The following is a 21439-nucleotide window of genomic DNA, read 5'->3' as shown; positions in this document are numbered from 1 at the left end:
TGGTTAAGCACCATCGGCGGCTTCAGCTTCCAGCAGCTTGTTCTTACCGATATTGATTTTTCTTGGCTTCATCGCCTCTGGAATTTCACGTTCCAGATCAATATGCAAAAGACCATTATCTATGGTCGCACCGGTGACACGGACGTAGTCGGCCAGCTGGAAACGGCGCTCAAAGTTACGCTCGGCAATGCCCTGATAGAGGTATTTGCGCTCTGTATCGTCTGGCGTTTTCTTGCCCTGGACAATCAGTACACCCTCACGGCTTTCTATTTCCAGTTCATCTTCGGCAAAGCCGGCAACTGCCATGGTGATACGGTATTCGTTCTCATCCAGAAGTTCGATATTGTAAGGAGGGTAGCCATTATTCCGGGGTGTCTGGGAATGCCCGGCATTCATGGACTCCAGAAGATGAGCCATCCGGTCAAAGCCAATAGCAGAACGGTACAGGGGGGTGAAATCAAAATCAAAGGTACGCATGGTCATATCCTCAATGGAGCAATATGTTGATCAAATCGGCTTTTCATTATGAACAAGCCTTGGTTGACAGTGCTGCTTTGAGCCACTGTTATCCCTAATATATGTACGTTTAATTCGATTCCAACCCCTGTATGTTATTTTTTTTAAAAAATATCCAGGTGGTAATCCAGCATCCGGTCACCATCGAACAGATAGCGTCCTTTGAACCTGTTCCCCTTCAGCATTTCAGGTAACCAGATAATGTCGTCTGCCCACATTTCTTCATAGGGGATCTGATCAAGAGAGAACCACAGCGGTATGGCCTCATCCGTCTCTGTCGGTGAGCCGGTGAAATCCCTTGCCACATAGGTATGCACGTGCATAGAGTAGCCATCGGTAAACTGGAAACAGCTCTCTCCACAGAACTCAGGATTCACCGGGGTGATGCACAGTTCCTCCTGCACTTCGCGGATCGCGCACTCCAGCAGGGATTCACCGGGCTCAAGTCGTCCTCCCGGCCCATTGATTTTTCCGGCCCCCAGGCCACGCTTTTTACGAATCAGCAGAATTTGCCCATCCTTGATAACAAATGTCAGCGTAGCGGGGTCTTTGGCCTGCCAGGAGCTCCAGTCAATATCCTGCAATGATTGCATCAATCAATTCCTGCTTAAAGATAATTAGGGCCTGTTGACGTTTCGTTGCGTGCTCAGTGGCTCAGAAAGGCGTCATATGCGCGAAAGACTTGCGCAGCGCGTAGTTATTCTACGCCAAGCAAGTCTGACAAAGCAGATGGCGCCTTTCTGAGCCACCCTTCGGGCGTATCAGGGCGCCCCTATGACTTCGTTGCGGCATTTTGAAAGGCAACCAGCCTTCCTGCAATGCCGCGCCTCGTCATAGGAGCGCCCTGATACGCTGAGCACGCAACGAAACGTCAACAGGCCCTAACATACCTCAGCTTCGCGTTGGGAGGCAGCATTATCGATAATGTTTTTGTTTATCGGGATTAACGCTTTTCTGCGCTAGTCTTGCATTGGTAAAGGAGCCAAAAGGTCATACAACAACGGTTATAACGCAGTGCCTGACAGTTGGAGTTCTTTCCCCGGCTCATGAGGCACTTAATTGTCTTCGTCTAATCCAGGAGTTTAACAATGAATCCAATTCATTCAGAGTTGTTGCCCGGTTCTTTGGCGGGCCCTCCGTTAGCAGCGAGTGCTCTGCCCGAGTCAGCTCCTGAAAAATGCATTGTATGCAGGGACCCATTGTTCAGTGGACGGTCTGTTGTGATATTGCCATGTCAGCACAGATTCCATAACGCCTGCAATGATATCTGGATTGATAGTCGCCAGCTGGGTGACTGGGCTTGCATCCTTTGCAATACAACGCCCAAAACTCTTGATATTGTTGCCTTGAATGATGACCGATACTCATCTCTGGCAAGCCGTTCTGAAAGCCTGAAACTGCAGCTGTTCAAGGCTTGTCAGGACGGAAGTGTCGCTACAGTGATCGGCGCGGTGGAGAAAGACCCATCGCTGATTTCCGGAAAAATTAAGCTTGAGGACCGCTTGGGACACTATAGGCCCATTCATGTTGCCTCCATCAACGGGCACGTACCGATTGTCAAGTTTCTACTTGACCAGGGGGTCGATATTAATTTGCCAGAGGCGTTCGGTAAACTTTCTCCCATTGAACTGGCTGCCACCGAAGGCTTCGTAGAGTTGGTCAGCTGTTTGATTGAGCGCGGTGCCAAAGATTTAAATTCATCACTCCTGTTCGCCACTCATCATGGCCACGTCAATGTGGTTCGGAAATTGATCGATAACGGAGCTGACATTAACCATGCGATAGAGATCATTTTGCGCGACAGGTTAATCCGGTATACCCCTCTTGTCAGTTCTGTTACTTCGGAGTCTGCTGCACAGCTGGTTAAGTTGTTATTATCGAAAGATGCCAAAGTGACTGGTGAGGCACTGTGGGTTGCTATTGGATTTGGCAAGCTGGATATCGTTAAACTCTTGATCACCCATAAAGTCGATGTCAACGCCATGGATGGATGGATAATCTGCAGTGCAGCCAGATATAATCAACTGGAGACCGTCAAGTTGTTACTTGCCAACGGTGCCGAGATTGATAAGCCTTACGATGTTCAGACCGCTCTTGGGTACGCAGCTGAATACGGCTGTGTTGAAATGATTCATTTACTGGCAGATGCTGGTGCCAGTCTGGAATCCACAGTATTGTCCAATGGCAAAAGAAGCCTCAGTCCTCTGTGCATTGCTACTCATGCCTGGCAGCAGGACTGCATCAAGGCACTTATCGAGCAGGGCTCCGGGATTGATAACGCCGATTATCGAGGTCTTACACCGCTGACCCAGGCCATTATCGCCAATAATATCGACCATGTCAGAGAGCTGGTTGAGCATTTCCACGCGTCGGTGAATTGTTCTCCAAATTATTCTATACCCCGGGCAAATGTAATACCCCATGAGTTATTCAGGTGCAGGGAGCAGTTTGTTATCTCTCCGCTGGCATTTGCCGTGCATTTGGGTAGGAGTCCAATCACTCAGTTTCTGATTGATTCCGGCGCAGAGGTTAATGCCCTTCACGGGTTGGCACTGCGACTGGCAATTATACAAAACAATGCTGGGATTTTATTGAAGCTGATTCATGGCGGTGCTGACCTTTGTGGTGTTTTTGATAACGGAGAAACGCCTCTGGCATTAGCAAATCGTCTAAAACGTTCGACTTTGGTTATGGAACTCTTGAGTCATGGGGCACCGGCTTCTGAAATCAGTCTGGCAGCGGATTTTCGAGATTTGAGCATTGTTTAAGTGCTGAAATTTGCAAGTCAGGCCTGTCATTTCTGTGATTTCTTCCTTTTTTAACCTGATGCCAATAGAATGCAGCTCTCGACCACTGTTGTATAGGGTCTGAACAATGAACACCGACCTGCGTAAACAAATTCTGGATGCCTTCAATTTCCGTCACGCCTGCAAAAGCTTTGATGTCAGCCGGAAAATTCCCGATGAGGATTTTAATTTCATTCTGGATGCCGGGCGCCTTTCTCCCAGCTCATTTGGTTTTGAACCCTGGAAGTTTCTGGTCATCCAGAATCCGGAATTAAGGGAAAAGATCAAAACCGTCAGCTGGGGAGCCCAGGGACAGTTACCCACTGCCAGTCACTTTGTCATCATTCTGGCCCGCAGGGAAAACAGCATGCATTATGAGTCCGAATACATTCTGGATCACATGCGCACTGTTAAACAGTTGCCTGAAGATGTCGTGGATATGATCAGCGAGTTCTACCGCGACTTTCAAAACAGTGACTTCCGGCTGACCGAGTCACCCAGGGCCATGTTTGACTGGGCCTGTAAACAGACCTATATCGCCCTTGGTAATATGATGAGCGTAGCCGCCCAGATTGGCATTGACTCCTGCCCGATTGAAGGTTTCAACCGTGACAGGCTGGAGCCACTGATGGCACAGGAGGGTCTGCTGGATAGCGGGGAGTTTGGCGTCAGTGTGATGGTCGCCTTTGGTTACCGGGAAAACGAGCCTTACCCAAAAACCCGCCACCGGCAGGCGGCAGTTGTCGAGTGGCATTAAACCCGGTCACTGAGCAAGCTCACTGAGGCATAACAGCGTCAGGCAGTTGCTCTCAAAGCCACCGGTATCAATAAAGTGGGTATTTCCCAGGGTAACCGGTTGATCAACAATGGTATGACCACAGAAGATGTGGTCAATACCGGCCACCACAGAATCATCCTCACTTTGAATCCGGGTCCTGGACCATTGCATCGCCCGGACCAGGTCCGGATCAGATGCTATTTTCTCCGGATTCCAGACCGACAACGGGTACTCAGCATGACAAATGGCCACCAGCCTGTCGCCAGCAAGATCAACCGAGATCAGAACCGGCTGTTCAGAAGCCATGTCTGCATACCTATTCATTCTTTCTGATGAGACTTGCAGATGCCAGTCACCGCCACAAAGCACCCATTGGGCAATCTCATGGGCGGATGGGTGTCTGACCGTATCAATCATGCACTGCTCATGATTGCCTCGAACACAGTGGAACCATGGCTCATCCATCAGAGAGAGGCACTTCTCGGAAGCGGGCCCCCGGTCGATCAGGTCGCCACAACTGAAACAACGATCCTTTTCCCGGTCAAAGCCGACGTTGGCCAGTGAGGACATCAGGAGATCATACATGCCATGCAAATCACCAATAACAAAATCACGGCCAACGACATTCTGACGAAAATGCTGGTAAAACATAAATCCTCCCTGGATTTCTGATTAGCGTCAGTTGTGTACATCCATGTTTACGGTTTATCCTTCATTACCAGTTTAGCCACGCCATCATCGGGATTGATGACGGTGGTGAATTGCCGGTGACTGGTGAGAATGTTGTTAAGCATCGGCTCCCGGGCCAGCTCCCTGAACGACAAGGGCATATCAGCAGCTAACTTGCCCTCAGCCCTCATCTGTCCCGCCTGTTGATAAAACCTGAGCATCACTGGCAGCACTTTACGAACGGTTTCCGGTAACCCGGCCACAGCAATGGCATTGGCATAAACGGCAGGCCCATAGGTTGCGGGTGGTGTAGCCAAAGCCGTTAATTGCCGTTTGCTGTACTGAACCCACTGCTTCTGCTGATCCTCTGGCAGACTTTTAAAGCTGGCGTATAACGCACTGCCTTCGGCCGGTGTAAACAACCTTGCAGTGGCCCCCAGGGAGGCAAGGGCAAGAAACTCACTGGGATTTCTGGTCAACGTATTCAGTTGCAACCATTGCCCCCGCTTTTGCAGGTAGACCTGCATGGGGTTCAGCTTCGGCTCCCTGGACAGCCTGTCCAGCAGTAACTTCAGTTGATTCATGGACCGCCAGGTATTCTGGGTGAGATAAACGGAGCCTTTTGCCTCCAAATGGCCACGGAATCCGGCAATATTCACCACCCAATGGTCGTACCATAGATTCATATCATCGTGACTGATGCTCTTGTTCTGTATCCCGGAGTTAAGCACGGTATACATGGACAAAGAGCCCTCGTTATACATCATATGGCGAAGGTGGCTATGAGGCAGATAGACAATTTCAAACAACCGGGCAGCTGAAGGGTGTTTGGTAATAATCGAGCGAGCCAGCGGGTAGATCTTCTCAGCATAGGGTGCTGTAACCGATAGGAAATCCACCGAATTTTCAGGAACAGGCTTAGCCAGAGCTTTAGCAGCGCGCTTACGTGCCTCCGGCGATAAAGTGACTGCATCGAGAATGGCTGTTGCCCGGAGAACTTCATAAGAGACAGCGTCCAGCCCCGCAATCTCCCTGGACAGCTGCTGGAACGATGGCTCTGACAACCTGGGAGTATCAGGGTCAGTCTGAGGTGCCACAAATGCCTTATAGGCCTCATGTGAGCCGTTTCTTAACAGCTGCAGGCAATATAATCGGGACAGTGCTCTTGACACCTCCCGATGGATGGCCGCCGATGACCACTGTGTAGATAACTCCGGTGTAACCACTGGATTAGCCAGCACCCATGAGAGTTGCTCTATTTGCTCCCGGGTAATCTCCAGCTGATCGGCAAAATGCTTGTGGATATACTTTTTTATGGGATCGAGCCGGTTTTCAGCCACAATCAACGGGCTAACCAACAGCAGAAGCACCAGCGAAACCCAGGACAAGGTCATTGTTTTCATAATAAGCTTTCTTTTATGGAATTGTTGCCATGACTGGAAACCGTTGTGAGCAGACTTCCCGGGGATGAACACCCCATAAGGCGGCAAACTATTATGTCAGCCAGGGTCAACACCAATATCCGTATCCAATGCTCGCAGCAACAGGTCTCAGGAATGCTAAGTAAGATAGATGCTGATGGTTTAGTCAGCCACATGAAAGCAGCATTATTTCTTAACGGTATATAAGACCTCTCCAAAGCCTGGGCTTTAACTCCAACACAACCATCGATTTTGCATTATCAGTCATATTGTTTTATTCGGCTGTCAAAACGGGGGCTATTCTTAATCGATGTTCCAAACCCGATTGCCATTGAACTCCATTGACAGGGGAGAAAACAGCCATGGCTGACCTCGACCTGGCAACCAGACTGGTAGACCAGTTTTTCTCAGAGATCGCTGACAGCTATTGCCGTAAGGATCTCGACGCAATCATCGGTCACTACCAACCCGATCCGGGTCTGCTTTTCTGGAACGCTGAGGGTGACACCATTACCTCTGTTGACCAGTTAACCCTCTGGTATGAAGAACTGTTCCGGCGATTTGATATCAAATCGGTCAATTTCCGGCTTGAAGAGATTTATGCGGATGAAAGCACCATTGTTTCCGGGAGCCTGTGGGTACTTTCCACACTGCGAAAACCCGGAGAAGAAAAACCCGGAGAAGAAAAGCTGGAAGAAGAGCAGTCCCTGAGAGCCACTCACCTGCTTAAAAAACACGATGGCAGATGGCTTATCCATCACCTGCATGTTTCACCAACCCACTTTCTACCGGATTGATGACTCAAACAACGCCCAAACGATGCATTACTGCATCTTCCAGTCAATACAAGCTGGCATCTTCCATATCACTTGGAGGCATGCTGGAGATTTACGATTTCCTGATATATGGCTTGATGGCCAGCTACATTGCCGAGAACTTTTTTCCTGCTGAAGACCATATCACCTCGTTAATCAACACATTTGCTACCTTTGCTATTGGTTACCTGACCCGTCCCCTCGGTGGTATTGTCTTTGGCCACTTCGGGGACCGCTATGGCCGCAAAAAGACCTTTACCTTTTCCATCTTTCTGATGGCAGTAACCACTGCATTGATGGGCTGCCTGCCCGGATGGAACAGTATAGGTTCAGCAGCCCCCATCACGCTGATCCTGTTACGACTACTGCAGGGGTTCTCCCTGGGGGGAGAAATTCCGGGATCCATCACCTATCTCAGTGAGACAACACCTGAAAGACGCGGGTTGGTGATAGGCATTCTGTTTCTGGCCATCATGATTGGTGTATCTTTCGGTACGTTCGTGCACGGAATACTTGAAATGTACCTTTCGGCAGAAGACATGAAGGAGTGGGGCTGGCGTGTCCCTTTCTGGATCGGTGGATCCCTGGGAATCATCAGCTATCACATTCGCAAACACTTCTCCGAGTCCGGATTTTTCGAAGCACTGGACCAGACCAAAGCACAGGCTTCCATACCGATTGTTCTCCTTTTCACACAACATACCCGGGGAGTTATCTGCGGGCTCATGACCATAGGCCTGTGTGGAGCAACCGTGACTGTCTACAGCATTTACATGCCGGGTTTCCTCTCGTCGCTACTGGGTTTTCCCAGGGAAGCCGTTGCCTGGCAAACCACCCTGGCGTTTTTGATGCTATCGCCACTCTGTCTGATATTCGGGCTGCTGTCCGACCTGATAAATCACAAACTGATTCTTGGCATTATGGCCATTATTGTCGCCACCACTTGTTGGCCAGCGTTTCAGTACTTCTCTTCTCCAGACGCCGAACTGAATAAGATCCTGTTGATCTGTGGCCTGCTGGCAGCAACTGCATCGGGTGCACTGCCGCCATTGTTGATCAGTTTTTTTCCAACGGAGATTCGCTATACCGGCATTGCCACCTGCTACAATATCGGGTTTGCAATTTTTGGCGGCATCGCCCCTGTTACCTCAACATTACTGGCTAAATACTCCAGTAATACCACGGGGCCGGCTATCTACCTTTCTCTTGTTGCTGTGATCAGCCTGATCGCCCTGTTTATTCCCTGGCCAAACGTTCAGCTGACAACAGAACAGTTTGATGAGGAAAGAAACCTTTAAGTCTGCCAGTCAAAATACATTTCCCTGAATCAGGGGATTGAGCGTCGAAACATTTTCTGGCCTGAAATGCAAAGCGGGTTAACACACAGGCCATCCAATGATTTATGGTAATCATCAATAGCCAACCGGATAATTTCCTGTATAAATTAGCTTTAGATAACAAATGCAAGGCTTAATAATGAATGCATTGACTTGGTATAAAAGTACGTTTTTTCCAGCGCTAACCCTGTGCCTGTTGCCAATAGCGGCCTATTCTGATGCTTATGACGACTGTTTATACAAACAACTCAAAGAAGGTGATGATTCACTGACACTGGTTGAAATCCGCCAGCAATGCCAGACAGTTGTCGCTGAAAGTACGGAAGACACTGATAACGTCGTTGAACAGCGGTTACAGGAAGAAGAAGAAACTCTGGACAACCGGTTTGCCATCACACCTCACCGACCCAACTACCTGCTGCCCATTTCCTACAATAAAAGCCCTAACCCAAGCCCCTTTGAAATCCGCAATATTGATGATTTCTCCAACACCGAGATCAAGTTTCAACTGAGTATGAAAGCTCCCCTGGCCCAGGGTGTATTCAATGGTTACGGTGATATCTTCGTTGCCTACACCAACACCTCCTGGTGGCAGGCTTATAACAGTAACTCGGCCCCCTTTCGGGAAACCAATCATGAACCGGAAGTGTATATGGTTTTCCCCACCAGCTATCAGTTCGGGGGATTTGAGTTGAATGCGGTTTTGGCCGGGCTGACTCACCAGTCCAATGGCCGCAGCGGAGAACTTTCCAGAAGCTGGAACAGAGTCTACGCACAGTTGGTTTTTTCCAGAGACAATGTTGTGGTGAGCATCAAACCCTGGTGGCGGATTCCGGAGCCGGAAAAAAAACCTGGCCAGCAAAACAGTTCCCGGGGGGATGATAACCCTGATATTGAAAAGTATATGGGCCATGGTGAGTTGCATCTGGGTTACCAGGTCCGGGAGCACAATCTTGGCATGACGCTAAGAAATAATTTGCGAAGTGATAACAAAGGTGCCGTTCAACTGGACTGGTCATTTCCAATTAACAAAAGATTCCGGGGTTATATTCAATACTTCAATGGCTACGGTGAAAGCCTGATTGATTACAACGATAGCGCTAATCGACTAAGTGTTGGCGTTATGTTGACCGACTGGTTATAAGTAGTTAACCAAATGAAATCATATATTTCTGACTAAGTTGTCAGTCACTCCCGGCAACTGCTCCTGCGTTGCTCTATCTCCTGCATCCATGCAGTCGTGCGGCGTTGCAACTCCGGTCACATAGCTACGGCTATGCTCCCTGCGTTGCGCCTTGCATAGCAACTGCCCACTTAGCCAGAAATATACGATTCCATTTGGCCAACTACTTAGCCCGGAAACAAGGGAAACCATGAACGCTTCCCGTTAAATGTTTAAACTGCCGGACTGGTTTGTTGAAGATCCTGGCCTTTGCGGAACAGGCCAAAACCCACCATGGCAAGTACCACAGCAAGAACCGGACTGAGCCAGTTTAAAAGAGCCCAGGGCGCATACTCAATCACGGCAACACCCAGGGTCGAGGCAAAAAACGCACCTCCGGTAGTCCAGGGTATAAGCGCTGTGGTGAGTGTCGCCCCTTCTTCCAGAGAGCGCGAAAGCACACGGCGATCTACACCCTTTTGATCATAGGCTTCACTGAACAGCTGACCACCCAATATGATCGATATGTAAGCTTCCCCCATGGTCAGATTGCCCGTGAAGCAGGCAATAACAGTGGTCGCAACCAGAGTGGATGCCCTGGTTATTTTTATCACAATCGTTTGAATAAGCACCCGCAAAAAACGGCAACGCTCCAGAATGCCACCCAGTGCCAGGGCCATAAGAGATAATGACAGTGTCCACATCATTGAGGTGATCCCCCCTCGTCCAAGCAATGCATCCAGGCTCTCCAGGCCTGTCGCAACCGTGCCGCCGCCATAAAGGCTGTTAAGCACCGCGGGCAGACTCTGATCCTGCAGGACGATAGCCAGCACCACCGCAACAGAAGATGCCACCATCATGCTGGGTTCAGCTGCAACACGGGCCATACTGAGCAGCAACATAACGATCAGCGGTAACAAAGTCAGGCCATTGATCGTGAAGGTATCCTTTAAAGCCTCCTGCATGGCGAACAACTGTTCAGCGGGCAGCGGGTTCTCAGCGTAACCGAGCCCCATCAGCGAGAATATCACCAGGGCCAACAAATAGGCCGGTCCTGTAGTAAACAGCATGCTCTGAATATGGGAGTAGAGATCAACCCTTGAGGTCATGGCAGCCAGGTTAGTGGTATCGGAAACCGGTGACATCTTGTCACCAAAGCAGGCACCGGAGATAACCATTCCGGCAACCAGGGGAGCGGGTATGCCCATGGTGGTCCCGATCCCCATCAGGACAACCCCCATGGTGCCAACCGTTCCCCAGCTGGTACCGGTGGCCAGGGACATCAGGCTACAGAGAAGCAACCCGGCAGGCAGGAAAAGCGCCGGACTGACAAATTCAATACCGTAGTAAATCAATGTTGCCAGCGTACCGCTTTGAATAAACGCGGCAATCAGTACCCCGATCAGAATAAAAATATAAATCGCCGTCAGCGCTCCGCTAATCCCGGCATTCATGGCACCCCGAATGGCACGAAAGTCATAGCCAAGGGCAAAGGCGCTGATGGAAGCGATCATCAGGGACAACAGAATCAAGCTGTGCAGGCTGGTTTCCAGAACAAAAAGCCCGACACTGATGACGCCAATGATTGCAGCAAGGGTGATAAAAGCATGGAGAAAACCGGGCTCTTTCCATGACGTTTCTGCCGAAGTCGATACAGCCAAACCAGAACTCCTTTGGATACTGGGCGAATAGCCAGATATAAATATCTATTTCCCAGTATGAAATACGTTATTTTTAAGAATTTGATCGTTTTATATCCCAATCAATCTATTTAGCAAGTGTAATGACAAAAATATTACTCTGCTGGACGATAATCGGGATCCTCTTCAACAACCGTCAGGCGTGATCACTTATCCACAGGCAGACACCATCCATGCCAGCCTGGTCTCCCTGCGCTGGCGGCAGAGAGAAGGCTCCAGTGGATTTCCCTTGGTGGCAACATCGGTTAACCCTCTGAAGCCACCACCATTGCAGTACGATACAGGGCCTGAGCTGGATTTTGCCCGGGTCGCCACCCGAACAACATCCATTGTTATTGACTTGAAGGATCTCGCGTAGTCGTGACTGATAAGACTCATAAGTAATGTAAATATTGTTTTATTAATCAAGATGATAAAATCACCGTTCAAATTTAGTGAACTTATTACTTGTGGAATTGTATATGTAATTTAAGAAAAACAACTTTAAATCGCTTTTGTTGCCACCATACTGGCCACTTCTATCGATCCAGCTGATTCTGAAATGGCTCTTGAATCCAAGGAGAAGGGAAGAAAAATCCCCTGATTAATAATGAAAAAATTATTTTTAGCATTGATGTTCTCGTCTTCTGTTTTTGCCCAGACACAAAGTCCCATTCACATTGGTGGCAAAGACAATATCGAAGAAGCGATTCGAATGACACGAGTCACAACAGTAGAGATCAAAGTGTCATCGATGTCAAAATCGTCTGACTATGAAATCACTGTGGATGGTGAAGTGATTGATACAACTGGAGTGATCCAGGCTCATTCCACCAGGAAGATTGATGTACCTCTTATATTCAAAACATCAAATAAGCCACAGAGGTTTCAAATCTGTTCTGTTTCGATCCCCGGTGAGCGTGATCTATTCAGGACTCGTGTTTGTACCAACGCTGATCTCGTATTCATTATTTGATGAAATCATGAACATCAAATCAATTTTCGCTGCAACACTTTTCATTTCTGCTTCTGCAATGGCTCTCGATGATAATCAAATGCAGTTCTCTACTGACGTTGATCCAATGTATGGAATCGAAATTACCGATGCACAAGGTGCTCTTCGCTTCAAAGGAGAAGCTGCTTCCAATCCAACGGCATTCAAAGTTATTTCCAATACAGGAGAAACATTGACTGTCCATGTCGAATTGGAATCCCTGAATACTCCATCGGGTCAACCTGTTAATAATCTTGAAGATGATCTCTATATGGGTATTGGCTCAAAATCCAGCAAGATAGGCGACGGTGCTGATTTCAGCAATCTGAAATCAGACAAAGTGTATCTTGCTACAGCTCAGTTCGTACATATCGAACGGACAGATGTCAAAGCAGGAACGTATGACGCGATCATCACTCTGACAGTTCAGCACAAGTAAGAGAGACAAATGAAGAAACTTATTGCTATTGCCGCTATGACGCTTTCCATGCATGTATTTGCTGACTCGATTCGTACTGCTGATGGAATCTCCTGTTCTTTCGATGCTGATGATTCTCCATGGAGTGTGGAGACCTATGCTGAAATGGGAAATGATGATTACGATAATCAGTATGAAAGAGGGCACAACAATAGCGTAAGAGATAATAATAAGTTTGGTGTGAAGCTCGTGTATAAATTTGGCGGACCGGGGAGACTCCAGTGTAATGATCTTTATCAACTGGAGCTTCGAGATAAAGAAGCTCGTGTAAAACAATTGGAAGCCAAGCTCAAGATGTACGAAAAAGCTTCGAACCTGGCATGGGACTGATTTGTCAAGCTAAAAAATAATTTATATTTCAACCAATTACCGCAAAACATTCCTCACAAAAAAAACCTCCTGAAATGAACTATGGCCTGGCAATATTGTCAGACCCTGTAACCAGAGTGTTATGCAAAAACAAAGCCCCAGCCCTTACTATTTCGATCATTAAGGGATCACACCGGGAGAAGGAGTATGGAATTAACCATTAATCTCGAAAGCTATCAAAATTACACACTGATTATTCTGGATGGCGATCTTAATGCCAGTACCATCCAAATTCTGGAGAATGCTGTAGAGAATGCCACCAGAATCGACACCAGCCATATTGTGCTGGATTGCACCCTGCTCAAAAGCATCAGTAGCGATGGGTTGCAATTACTCCTTCATTGTCAGGTACAACTGGCAGGACATTTCTATCTCTCGCTATATAACGTACCCAACAATGTTGCCTCACTGATGGAGTTATGCGGCATTACGTATTTTATCCAGATGAACACGCAGGAGCAGAATCAAAAAAAACAACCGGCATCAGCCTGATCCATAATAACGGCGGCACTTAAGTAGTTGGCCAAATGGAATCGTATATTTCTGGCTAAGTGGGCAGTTGCAACGCCGCAGAGTGACTGACAACTTAGTCAGAAATATATGATTTCATTTGGTTAACTACTTAACAACAGTACCGCCTGTTTCCGCTTCTCAGGCAACGTCTTCTTTGCCAACTTCAGCAGACTGGTATCTATCTTCCCCGGCACGATGGGGTAGCAGCAAATTCAGAATGACTGCAGTCAGTGCGCAAAGACTGACGCCCTTCAGTGAAAATTCACCCAGTGAAATGCCCATATTACCGATACCAAATACCAGCACGATAGAGACAATCACCAGGTTGCGGGGCTGTCCCAGGTCAACCCTTGCCTTAATCAGCGAGTTAAGGCCAACAACGGCAATGGAGCCAAATAGCAGCATCATAATACCGCCCATCACCGGCACTGGAATGGTTGACAGGAATCCACCAATTTTACCGATAAACGCCACACCAATAGCAATGACTGCGGCCCAGGTCATAATAGCGGGGTTGTAGGCTTTGGTGAGCATCACCGCACCCGTGACTTCGGAATAGGTAGTATTTGGGTTGGTAAGTAAACCCTTTTATTCCAGTATTAGACTATGCTTATGTCCGTTGGGCTGCAAGGGTTGGAGTGTGTTATGAATATTTTGAAGGGTGATGTAGTAGGAGTTGAGCAGCTGTTCACTGACCTCCTGCTTGGAGACATTTCAGAGGAGCTGATAGACGAATTACTGTTCACCTATACATACCTGAAACTGGATTCAACAGACATAGTGAGCGTCCTGCAAAATCGCATAGCAGAGAAGCTACCAATTATCGGGAAATGCTTTGAGTATAGAGAGATGGGAAATTCTGAGATTAAGAAGGTTATCGGGGAGGAAAAGAACAAAGTAGTGGCTTCCATGCCGGATTAAGGTTAATAAAGAAAATGTCGAAGCAAACTATCAGAACAACACCAAGTCAACGATAATTATCAGGTAGAATCTTACTCTGAAAAATATTTTGTCTGTATTAATTCCGGAAAAAGAAACTTGATTATTGGGTCATATCGCCTGTTCTGCTTGGCTGGAGCCAACTCCTTCCTTAACTCTTCCCTTCTTTCGCGATACGTCTTGTGGTGGAAGTCGTGATTGTAGTAATTACATAGATAGGCGTATGCATGAAAGAATTGGTGCAGCGCAGGAGATATAAATACCTGTGCAGTTAAAGTTTTGAGATTACTTCTCCCTTGCACTCTACTACCCAATTTTGCAGAGTACAAAAGAGTTAGGAGCCAAACTAAGTTTCTATCAAGTTTCTTTCCAAACTGGGTGTCATAAACAGTAGCATCAAGACCTGTGTATCCCTTGAGCTTCTGAAAAATCTCAATATCACGAGGCTGTAAGTTTACGTCTGATATCTGCCTGATGTTGCAAAAGTAATCATGGAATTCCTCCCTAATAATTGCAGCATTCAAATCAGCTTTCAGTAAATCCATAGCTTGATCGTAATCAAAGTAATAGAGGCGAGTCTTTTTGTCATCTACGTTTAGCTGATCAAATGTTACCATTTGCTTTTCCCATACCTCGTGTATTTTTGCCCCGGAGAGGTAAGGTCTCAAGTAGTAGCACCAGAAATGTAGTTTCTTCTGCTGTATAGAGAGGTTATATGCTTCCTCATCAAACACAAATGCATTAGTTTTATTGGTATTAAAAATATCGTTCTCTGTTTGTACTGTACTTTCGGGATTAAACCGTTGAAACACCCAAAGAATTTGAATATTTTCCTTCCGGTAAAACTCATTCCTACCAACAATCACATCGAGAAAAGTAGTTGTTAGCTGTACTTCAAAAACGACTTTTTGTGAATCGTAGAAAGCACTCACATCAGGTCTGCGAAAGTTTTTATCTTCCGTAGCTTTGATGTGTTCTTCTTGCTTTATATCTTCAAACTCTAGGTCAACCGATAAGGCATGGCGCAGCCTATACTTCATTTGTTTATGTGCATCAGATTCCTTAACGTTCGCAAAAGTCATTAAGCGCATTTCTTCTTTTGAGAAATGTCGATCTGTCTTGTAAGGGCAATCATTGTCAATATCTTGGTAGTGAGCAAAATGGGCTTTTCGAGGCTGTCCGTTTTTCATCACGATATCACGACGAACCTTCAGCTTCTGCAAACACTTACTACATACCAATGTCCCCGGACTTTCTTTACTTTGCAGGCTTATCTCAAGCTCTTCACGCAGATTGTCAAGGTAATACTGACCTCTGAGCAAATAATAATCAGCAGGGTAGATATTGCCTGTCTTGAGGTCTAACACCTCCTCAACCGTGTAAAGCTTGCTCATTTTTCTGAACACCTAACAATAACCACAAAAGACGGAATACCCTAACTTTACTGACCTCTGAGCATTTTTTCGAGAACCTCTTGGCAGGTGAGTACATGACGATGGTCGTCCTTGTACGACCATGCAAGTTTATAGGAAAATAGCCCTCTACAGTCAATATTTTCACCATATACAACTGAAGGTTTGCAAATGGCGATAACGATCAACAATGTAAACGGCAACGCACAGATTATCGAGAAAGTCGAAGGAAATGTAGTCCAGAACAACGGCATTTCCGTAGATGACACCATCCGTCTAATTGCTGCCATCAAGGATGTGCTGAGCAAGCACAGTGCTGGCGAACACACCCAAGAGCTGGAGCAGATCATCTCCGAAGCTGAAGCAGAGCTTGCTGATCCAAAGGCAGATAAACAGAACGTCATCAATACACTTTCTGGCAAGGTTCAAGGCTGGATTGACTCAGGCCACAAGTTGGCTGGCGTAGCTGCCAGTGCCCAATCATTATACTCAACAGTCGGGGGCTTACTGGCAAGCTTTGGTGCTGCTTAATGGGTGACGAAAAATTATTCATTAATGACGTTGAGAACCTACAGGCAGTTGGAGAAGCAGGTTCGGCAACGCAAGTCAACAGCATAGGCACCAACAATGGCAGCGTAACATACAGCACGGTGTACATACAGGGGGCAACTGTACCAGCGGCTCTAACGGATGACTATCTATCTGATTTTCAGAAAGCCGCTGCAAGAGAGGAATGGGATGATGCTGGAAAGGTGATCAGACCTCTTGTACAGCCTGAGAGCTTTGCCGCTTACGACGGAGACAGAAAACGGTCTATCGGGAGTAGTTATCTAAGTTACTGCTGGACTACATCAGCCTATCAAGAGGGTATTGATTGGTATGATGCGTTGTCAGACACCGACAAAGAGCTAAAAGAGCTGTCTGCATGGCATTCCCTGATCTGCTTTTTATCTGGAAATGAAGCCTTAAAGAGGCAGGCCAGAGATAAAATTTTTGGTGCAATTTTATCGTATCCAGACAACCCAACCATCCAAGCTGTTGCAGTAGAATCCCAAGAAGCTGAGCTATCACAAAAAGCTGCTGAAAACATAGCCAACTGGTTAGATGATAAGGATAAAACATCAAACCAGCACTACCATTATGCTCTTTCTTCACTTGCTGCATATGCGTTTAATCAGAAAGATTATGCATTAGCGAAGCGTGCCATTGCACCATTACTTGACACGCAGCGCCAAAAAGTGAACAACCTAAAAATATCACTTTTCGCTCTGCATATTGAAATCAACGAAATAATAAAGGATGGCTCCGTAATCGAGGGGGTGCATCTCCCCATCAAGAAGTATAAGCAGCTATCAGCCATTGAAGGCAAAGTTCAGGCCATTGTGGATGCAACAAACAAGGAAGGATATTCGTACCTTGATGCAATAAATACACTGGCATCTGTCAATGCCTTACTTTACAAACCAACCAAAGCCATTGACCTATATGAGCAGCTTACTCTTTCGAGTCTACCCATCGGATGCATCAGGAATCTGCTCAATTGTTACCAAGAAGCTGGGGATTATAAGTCTGCTTTAGTGCTGATAGAGTCTCTACCAGAGTCAGACCAAAAGGAACTGGCTCATTTTCATACTGTGGTACTTTTTAATCTTGATGAATGGGAAAAGGCCAGCAAAGTACAACCTGACAGTTTACCTGATAGTACCATCTTCAACTCCGAGTCAACTAATCCACTCAGTGACATTGAAGACTTTCATTATGCATCGCAAATAGCAGTCCATCGTTATAGAGCAGGCGGTGAGCAAGAAAAGAAGGCATCTGTAGAGTATTTAACCAGCTACCGAGCGGCTGATATAAGAGAGCAACTTACAAAAGCCACTTCGTTGTGTCTATGCGGCAATCACAAAACGGCAATCAATATATTTGATAGCATATTTAAGGAAGTTGGCGCAGGGTTCGGACCAGCATTCTGTAATTTCATGGCAGCACTTGAAAAGGAAAAAAGCCGCCGAGAGATGAAACTGTGGTATGACCAGTTCGATAATGGCGCTCCCATTGAGTCTTATTTACCGCTAAAACTGGCGCACCTTAATTATATCCATGTAACCCAGAACTCAAAGAAGCTCAAAAAAGCAATTGAAACAGTTTTGGGTAAAATTAATGACAATGATGCCCTTCCGTTCAAAATATACTGGCTGCAAGTCAACATGCAGCAGCGAGAATGGGAAATGGAGTTCCACAAATACATCAGAAAGTGGGGGTTTCGACCCAAAGGTCACTTATCTTATCGATTAACATATCTAACCATACTATCCCATACCCTTCCACCTGAGGATACCCTTCCTGAATGGTACAGACTCATTCATGAAAACCCACGCAGAGGTGAAGTTTTAGAAGCCTATCAATTGGCAATTCTTAACCACATATCCAAGAACGATGATCTACAGTGGGAACAACATAAAGTCGTTAGTAACCACTCGGCTGTTGAGCTTAGTGATGGAAAAAGAATACTTATTGATGACGACTTTATTGATATTTCTAAGGTCTCCGAAATATATTCGTCAGAAGATGAGTTAGCTGTTGATCTCATCGGGAAAGGGGTTGGTGATGAGATTTCCAACGAGGCTATTGGCGAGGTCACTATCACTTCTATCTATTCCCCTCAGCTATGGGCATACCGATATGCACAGACAGAACTCCCAAAGCGGAAAAGTCCCGGTCAACTTCATCAGTTAAGCCTTCCCGAAACAGGCTCTGATGATGAAAAAGTCAAGCCTATCTTTGACTTGCTAAAGGAGTCCGCAGAAGCGCAAGAAAGACTGGAAGGTTTCATAATCGACAAGCACCTACCATGCCTCACTGCCCTGTCATTCCGTGGCGGAGCTTTGAAGGGTTGGTTGCATCTGTTGATTAAGAACCACGAGAAGAGGATATCGACTAGCAGTACTATCGATGATGATACAGCCAATAAAATTTCTGACCTAAAGTATGCAGTCATCGACTTGACTGTGCTCGGAAGCTTAGTTTTCCTATCTCAGCAAAATGATGTTCTTCGCAGACTTTGGGGAGATGTGGCTGTTGTACCATCAATCACTAGAGAAATTAACTACGAAAAGCACTTGGCACAATCTTCTGGCAACGAAGGAATGTATGCAAGTTGGGACTTGGACAATGACAGGCTGAGACTAGAAGATAAAACTCAGGGAGAAAAAGACCACTGGATTAATCTGTGTAATGAGTTCTTAGAATTAACTGAGAATGGTCATATAACTGAGTTAGAAAGCATCCCTGCGTTTGAATTTGAAGATGAAGACAAAAAGATTCTTGAGTGTATCGACCAAACGACTAGAGATACACTGATCGCCTGTCATGGACACAAAGACAGATTTTTGGTCACTGACGATGCCAACCTTCAAGCATTTGCCCAGAGGTTTGACATCATCACTGTTTCATCGTTGCAGGTGATGCAACTGAGAACAGAAGACCACCACATCACAAAGGATGAGTTCTCTAAGCACTTTGTAAACTTAAACACCGGACTGTATTTATCAGAAGTGACACCAACCTATGTTCTAACATGGTTGATGAAACAGGATGAAAGTGCCGAGTATTTTGAGTTTGTTTGCCGAAATTTAATACCAGTACCCAGCAAAACCCAACAAAACATTGAAATTCTATCAATTTTGATGACTCTATATCTCAGAGCTGAGGATCAGAAACTAGGGGCTGAGTATATTCTCAGCAATATTTTAAGCTCAATTACCGATGATGGAATAGATATTGTAACGATCATTCGCTTCATAAAACTAATGCTAAAAGAAATGCCTGAAAATCTAGCAATGAAGGGAGTATCCTGTTTGCTCAGACTGACTAACTGCAAAACCCCAGCAGGTTATAGCACAGCTGGCGCAATAGAATATCTCTTCGAAGTAGGAGAAATGCTTTCAAAGGCTGATCTAAGAGCTATGATTTATTTGAAGCTTCTGCCTCGACAAATGGAAAAAGCTGGTCTTTAAAGACCAGCTTTTTCAGTGTCAGCTGACTAGTAAATGACTTCTTTGGCGACCATTCGGTGAAAACAATGAAGGAGAAGTCGATAGTTGTGGCACCCATGCCTTGAGTGAGGTGAAGTTTACTGATCAACCTGTTTACGTTCTTCGTCAGTCATGGCGAATTTCATCATATTCTGAACCACTTCGAAATCAGTCATATTATCAGTTGCGCCTATGTACGAAGGTTCAGTCAATTCTCCGTATCTGCACTCAAGTAATACCTCATCCCACTCATAATCCTTGTTATTGTCCATCCATTTGTAGAACGTTAGGGGAGTTGGATTTTCTGCTATTAACTCGTCTCTGTGTCTCGTAATAGATTCCTTAATAATCGCTTTGGATAAGTCCCTATACGCTAGATTTTCGAATTCCTCAAAGCTAATCTTCTCGCTGAATGCTTTCTTGGATTCTAATTGAGACTCATCCAGTAGCTTCATTATAGAAAGTGGATACTCGCATGACATCATTTCAGGATTCAAAATTACTGCTGCAAATGCACTTTCGTAGTCATTATTGGCAATTTGGTCTTTGACTACCCCATAAACTGCTGTACGAACTGCTTCCCTTCCTTCCATCTCTTTCTTGAATAATTCAACAGAGTGAGAATCCCAAGGAAACAAATCGTCATCAACAACTCGTTTGAAGGCACAAACAATCATTCCCGTTACAAATGTGGTTCCTTCGATAAATGCAAGTTTCTGACCTTCATATTCTATGACTGGGTAGCCTTCATCACCATACGACTCTATGATGTTGTCATTGAACCAATCTTCCCACATTTGGGTATTTTTGGTACCTGGAATAGCAATAATGTTGGTGTCGTTTGGGTCTGCGGAGGGGAACAGATTGATTTTCATGGGATTAGTCTTGTTGACTGGGAATGAGAGGAGTATACAAGAGAGTGGAAGTGTATTTTAGAATGGAAGGGTATAACGGGGAGGAATTTTAGAAGAAAGCTGAGGGGAGGCTGTGCTCCCCGTACGATTAGAACTTACAAAGAGACTTGAATTCTTTGATTGCTTTGGCTGATCCCTTCAGAGAAGCAGACTTTGTGTAATCTTCATGACTTGAGTATACATTAATTCCTAGTTTATCAGTGGTTCCAGTTTTTCTATAGCCAACCTTGTAGACAACTCTATTTCCAGCAGCCAATTTACTAGACAAATACTCAAACTGTTCTGGATTCAACCACCACCTACCATACAAGTCTCCATTAAGACTTCCATGGACGTATGTCCACTCTTTATCTGCACTCGTTGCTTTTCTATTAAAGATTTCGTCACCATCCACTTTGATCTTCAGATATTCCAGATTAACAGTGTTTCCGTGCATATTCTGGCTAATCGTGAACGCTCATTCTGGCAAAGCGTGAACACGAATTCTGGCCAGGCGTGAACATGGATTCTGGCTGATCGTGAACATTTTTGCCCGATTTCCAGAATCGCGTTCACGACTCCAGAATTCATGTTCACGACACCAGAATCGTAACGGTAACGTAACTATTTCCCTTTCTTAAGCA

At 46.0% G+C, this 21439-nt stretch carries 21 protein-coding genes and 1 pseudogene; 13 read left to right on the top strand and 9 right to left on the bottom strand.

Translation table 11 applies throughout. The annotated features are described in order from the left end of the window. Window positions 1-3 precede the first annotated feature (3 nt). Window positions 4-477 (bottom strand): Hsp20 family protein, encoded by a 474-nt coding sequence (locus tag ACO6VE_RS01130; RefSeq protein WP_269673372.1) that lies wholly within the window; start codon window positions 475-477, stop codon window positions 4-6. 143 nt (window positions 478-620) lie between these two features. Beyond that, complete coding sequence (locus ACO6VE_RS01125) at window positions 621-1109, bottom strand: 8-oxo-dGTP diphosphatase (protein ID WP_422449376.1); 489 nt, start codon at window positions 1107-1109, stop codon at window positions 621-623. A 495-nt stretch (window positions 1110-1604) separates the two neighbouring features. Between ACO6VE_RS01125 and ACO6VE_RS01120 the strand changes: the two genes are divergently transcribed. Both ACO6VE_RS01120 and ACO6VE_RS01115 read left to right on the top strand, forming a co-directional pair. After that, entirely contained in the window at window positions 1605-3284 is a 1680-nt protein-coding gene (locus tag ACO6VE_RS01120) for an ankyrin repeat domain-containing protein (protein WP_422449378.1), read from the top strand. A 106-nt stretch (window positions 3285-3390) separates the two neighbouring features. Beyond that, the gene (locus ACO6VE_RS01115; RefSeq protein WP_422449380.1) at window positions 3391-4059 is read left to right on the top strand and encodes an NAD(P)H-dependent oxidoreductase; all 669 of its coding nucleotides are present in this window, start codon (window positions 3391-3393) and stop codon (window positions 4057-4059) included. A gap of 6 nt (window positions 4060-4065) precedes the next feature. Here ACO6VE_RS01115 and ACO6VE_RS01110 read toward each other — a convergent pair whose 3' ends face one another. Continuing rightward, on the bottom strand, window positions 4066-4731 hold the full coding sequence (locus ACO6VE_RS01110; protein ID WP_422449382.1) for a metallophosphoesterase: 666 nt from the start codon (window positions 4729-4731) through the stop codon (window positions 4066-4068). Window positions 4732-4778: 47 nt separating this feature from the next. Next, window positions 4779-6152, bottom strand: coding sequence for a hypothetical protein (locus tag ACO6VE_RS01105; protein WP_422449384.1), 1374 nt, complete (start codon window positions 6150-6152; stop codon window positions 4779-4781). 380 nt (window positions 6153-6532) lie between these two features. Between ACO6VE_RS01105 and ACO6VE_RS01100 the strand changes: the two genes are divergently transcribed. The 3 genes from ACO6VE_RS01100 (at window position 6533) to ACO6VE_RS01090 (ending at window position 9466) form a co-directional block, all read left to right on the top strand. Continuing rightward, on the top strand, window positions 6533-6967 hold the full coding sequence (locus tag ACO6VE_RS01100; RefSeq protein WP_422449386.1) for a YybH family protein: 435 nt from the start codon (window positions 6533-6535) through the stop codon (window positions 6965-6967). Continuing rightward, window positions 6916-8283, top strand: a complete 1368-nt coding sequence (locus tag ACO6VE_RS01095) for an MFS transporter (protein WP_422449388.1) — start codon at window positions 6916-6918, stop codon at window positions 8281-8283. The genes ACO6VE_RS01100 and ACO6VE_RS01095 overlap by 52 nt, the downstream gene beginning before the upstream one ends. 178 nt (window positions 8284-8461) lie before the next feature. Beyond that, on the top strand, window positions 8462-9466 hold the full coding sequence (locus ACO6VE_RS01090) for a phospholipase A (RefSeq protein WP_422449390.1): 1005 nt from the start codon (window positions 8462-8464) through the stop codon (window positions 9464-9466). Window positions 9467-9717: 251 nt separating this feature from the next. Here ACO6VE_RS01090 and nhaC read toward each other — a convergent pair whose 3' ends face one another. Then, window positions 9718-11145 carry a Na+/H+ antiporter NhaC gene (gene nhaC / locus ACO6VE_RS01085; protein ID WP_422459272.1) on the bottom strand — a complete coding sequence of 476 codons (1428 nt, stop codon included), beginning with the start codon at window positions 11143-11145 and terminating at the stop codon, window positions 9718-9720. 181 nt (window positions 11146-11326) lie between these two features. Here nhaC and ACO6VE_RS01080 point away from each other — a divergent pair, with 181 nt between their 5' ends. The 5 genes from ACO6VE_RS01080 to ACO6VE_RS01060 all read left to right on the top strand — a co-directional run bounded on the left by ACO6VE_RS01080 (window position 11327) and on the right by ACO6VE_RS01060 (window position 13496). Further along, window positions 11327-11542, top strand: a complete 216-nt coding sequence (locus ACO6VE_RS01080) for a hypothetical protein (RefSeq protein WP_422459270.1) — start codon at window positions 11327-11329, stop codon at window positions 11540-11542. A gap of 231 nt (window positions 11543-11773) precedes the next feature. Further along, complete coding sequence (locus ACO6VE_RS01075; RefSeq protein ID WP_422459268.1) at window positions 11774-12139, top strand: hypothetical protein; 366 nt, start codon at window positions 11774-11776, stop codon at window positions 12137-12139. Window positions 12140-12146: 7 nt separating this feature from the next. Beyond that, a complete protein-coding gene (locus ACO6VE_RS01070; RefSeq protein ID WP_422459266.1) occupies window positions 12147-12596 on the top strand; it encodes a hypothetical protein in 450 nt (149 codons plus the stop codon). A gap of 9 nt (window positions 12597-12605) precedes the next feature. Next, the gene (locus tag ACO6VE_RS01065) at window positions 12606-12965 is read left to right on the top strand and encodes a hypothetical protein (RefSeq protein ID WP_422449400.1); all 360 of its coding nucleotides are present in this window, start codon (window positions 12606-12608) and stop codon (window positions 12963-12965) included. A 186-nt stretch (window positions 12966-13151) separates the two neighbouring features. After that, window positions 13152-13496 carry an STAS domain-containing protein gene (locus ACO6VE_RS01060; RefSeq protein ID WP_422449402.1) on the top strand — a complete coding sequence of 115 codons (345 nt, stop codon included), beginning with the start codon at window positions 13152-13154 and terminating at the stop codon, window positions 13494-13496. Window positions 13497-13655: 159 nt separating this feature from the next. On the opposite strand, the pseudogene ACO6VE_RS01055 reads toward ACO6VE_RS01060, so the two are convergent. Next, window positions 13656-14087, bottom strand: a pseudogene (locus tag ACO6VE_RS01055) (solute carrier family 23 protein); the annotation flags it as partial. A gap of 75 nt (window positions 14088-14162) precedes the next feature. Between ACO6VE_RS01055 and ACO6VE_RS01050 the strand changes: the two are divergent. After that, window positions 14163-14438, top strand: a complete 276-nt coding sequence (locus ACO6VE_RS01050; RefSeq protein WP_422459264.1) for a hypothetical protein — start codon at window positions 14163-14165, stop codon at window positions 14436-14438. A 71-nt stretch (window positions 14439-14509) separates the two neighbouring features. On the opposite strand, the gene ACO6VE_RS01045 is transcribed toward ACO6VE_RS01050, so the two are convergent. Next, window positions 14510-15850: a DUF6035 family protein gene (locus ACO6VE_RS01045; protein WP_422459262.1), complete on the bottom strand. Its 1341-nt coding sequence runs from the start codon at window positions 15848-15850 to the stop codon at window positions 14510-14512. Window positions 15851-16039: 189 nt separating this feature from the next. Here ACO6VE_RS01045 and ACO6VE_RS01040 point away from each other — a divergent pair, with 189 nt between their 5' ends. Both ACO6VE_RS01040 and ACO6VE_RS01035 read left to right on the top strand, forming a co-directional pair. Further along, on the top strand, window positions 16040-16399 hold the full coding sequence (locus ACO6VE_RS01040; protein ID WP_422459260.1) for a hypothetical protein: 360 nt from the start codon (window positions 16040-16042) through the stop codon (window positions 16397-16399). Continuing rightward, window positions 16399-19884: a hypothetical protein gene (locus ACO6VE_RS01035; protein ID WP_422459258.1), complete on the top strand. Its 3486-nt coding sequence runs from the start codon at window positions 16399-16401 to the stop codon at window positions 19882-19884. Before ACO6VE_RS01040 ends, ACO6VE_RS01035 begins: the two co-directional genes overlap by 1 nt. Window positions 19885-20000: 116 nt before the next feature. Here the strand turns inward: ACO6VE_RS01035 and ACO6VE_RS01030 are convergent, their stop codons facing one another. Together ACO6VE_RS01030 and ACO6VE_RS01025 are read right to left on the bottom strand one after the other, a co-directional pair. Next, a complete protein-coding gene (locus ACO6VE_RS01030) occupies window positions 20001-20777 on the bottom strand; it encodes a hypothetical protein (RefSeq protein ID WP_422459256.1) in 777 nt (258 codons plus the stop codon). Window positions 20778-20904: 127 nt separating this feature from the next. Then, on the bottom strand, window positions 20905-21210 hold the full coding sequence (locus tag ACO6VE_RS01025; protein WP_422459254.1) for a hypothetical protein: 306 nt from the start codon (window positions 21208-21210) through the stop codon (window positions 20905-20907). Between the last annotated feature and the right edge of the window lie 229 nt (window positions 21211-21439).

It is taken from the genome of Endozoicomonas sp. ALB115, from assembly GCF_049310245.1.
Taxonomy (GTDB): Bacteria; Pseudomonadota; Gammaproteobacteria; order Pseudomonadales; family Endozoicomonadaceae; genus Endozoicomonas.
This window is presented reverse-complemented; position numbering and strand designations above follow the sequence as displayed.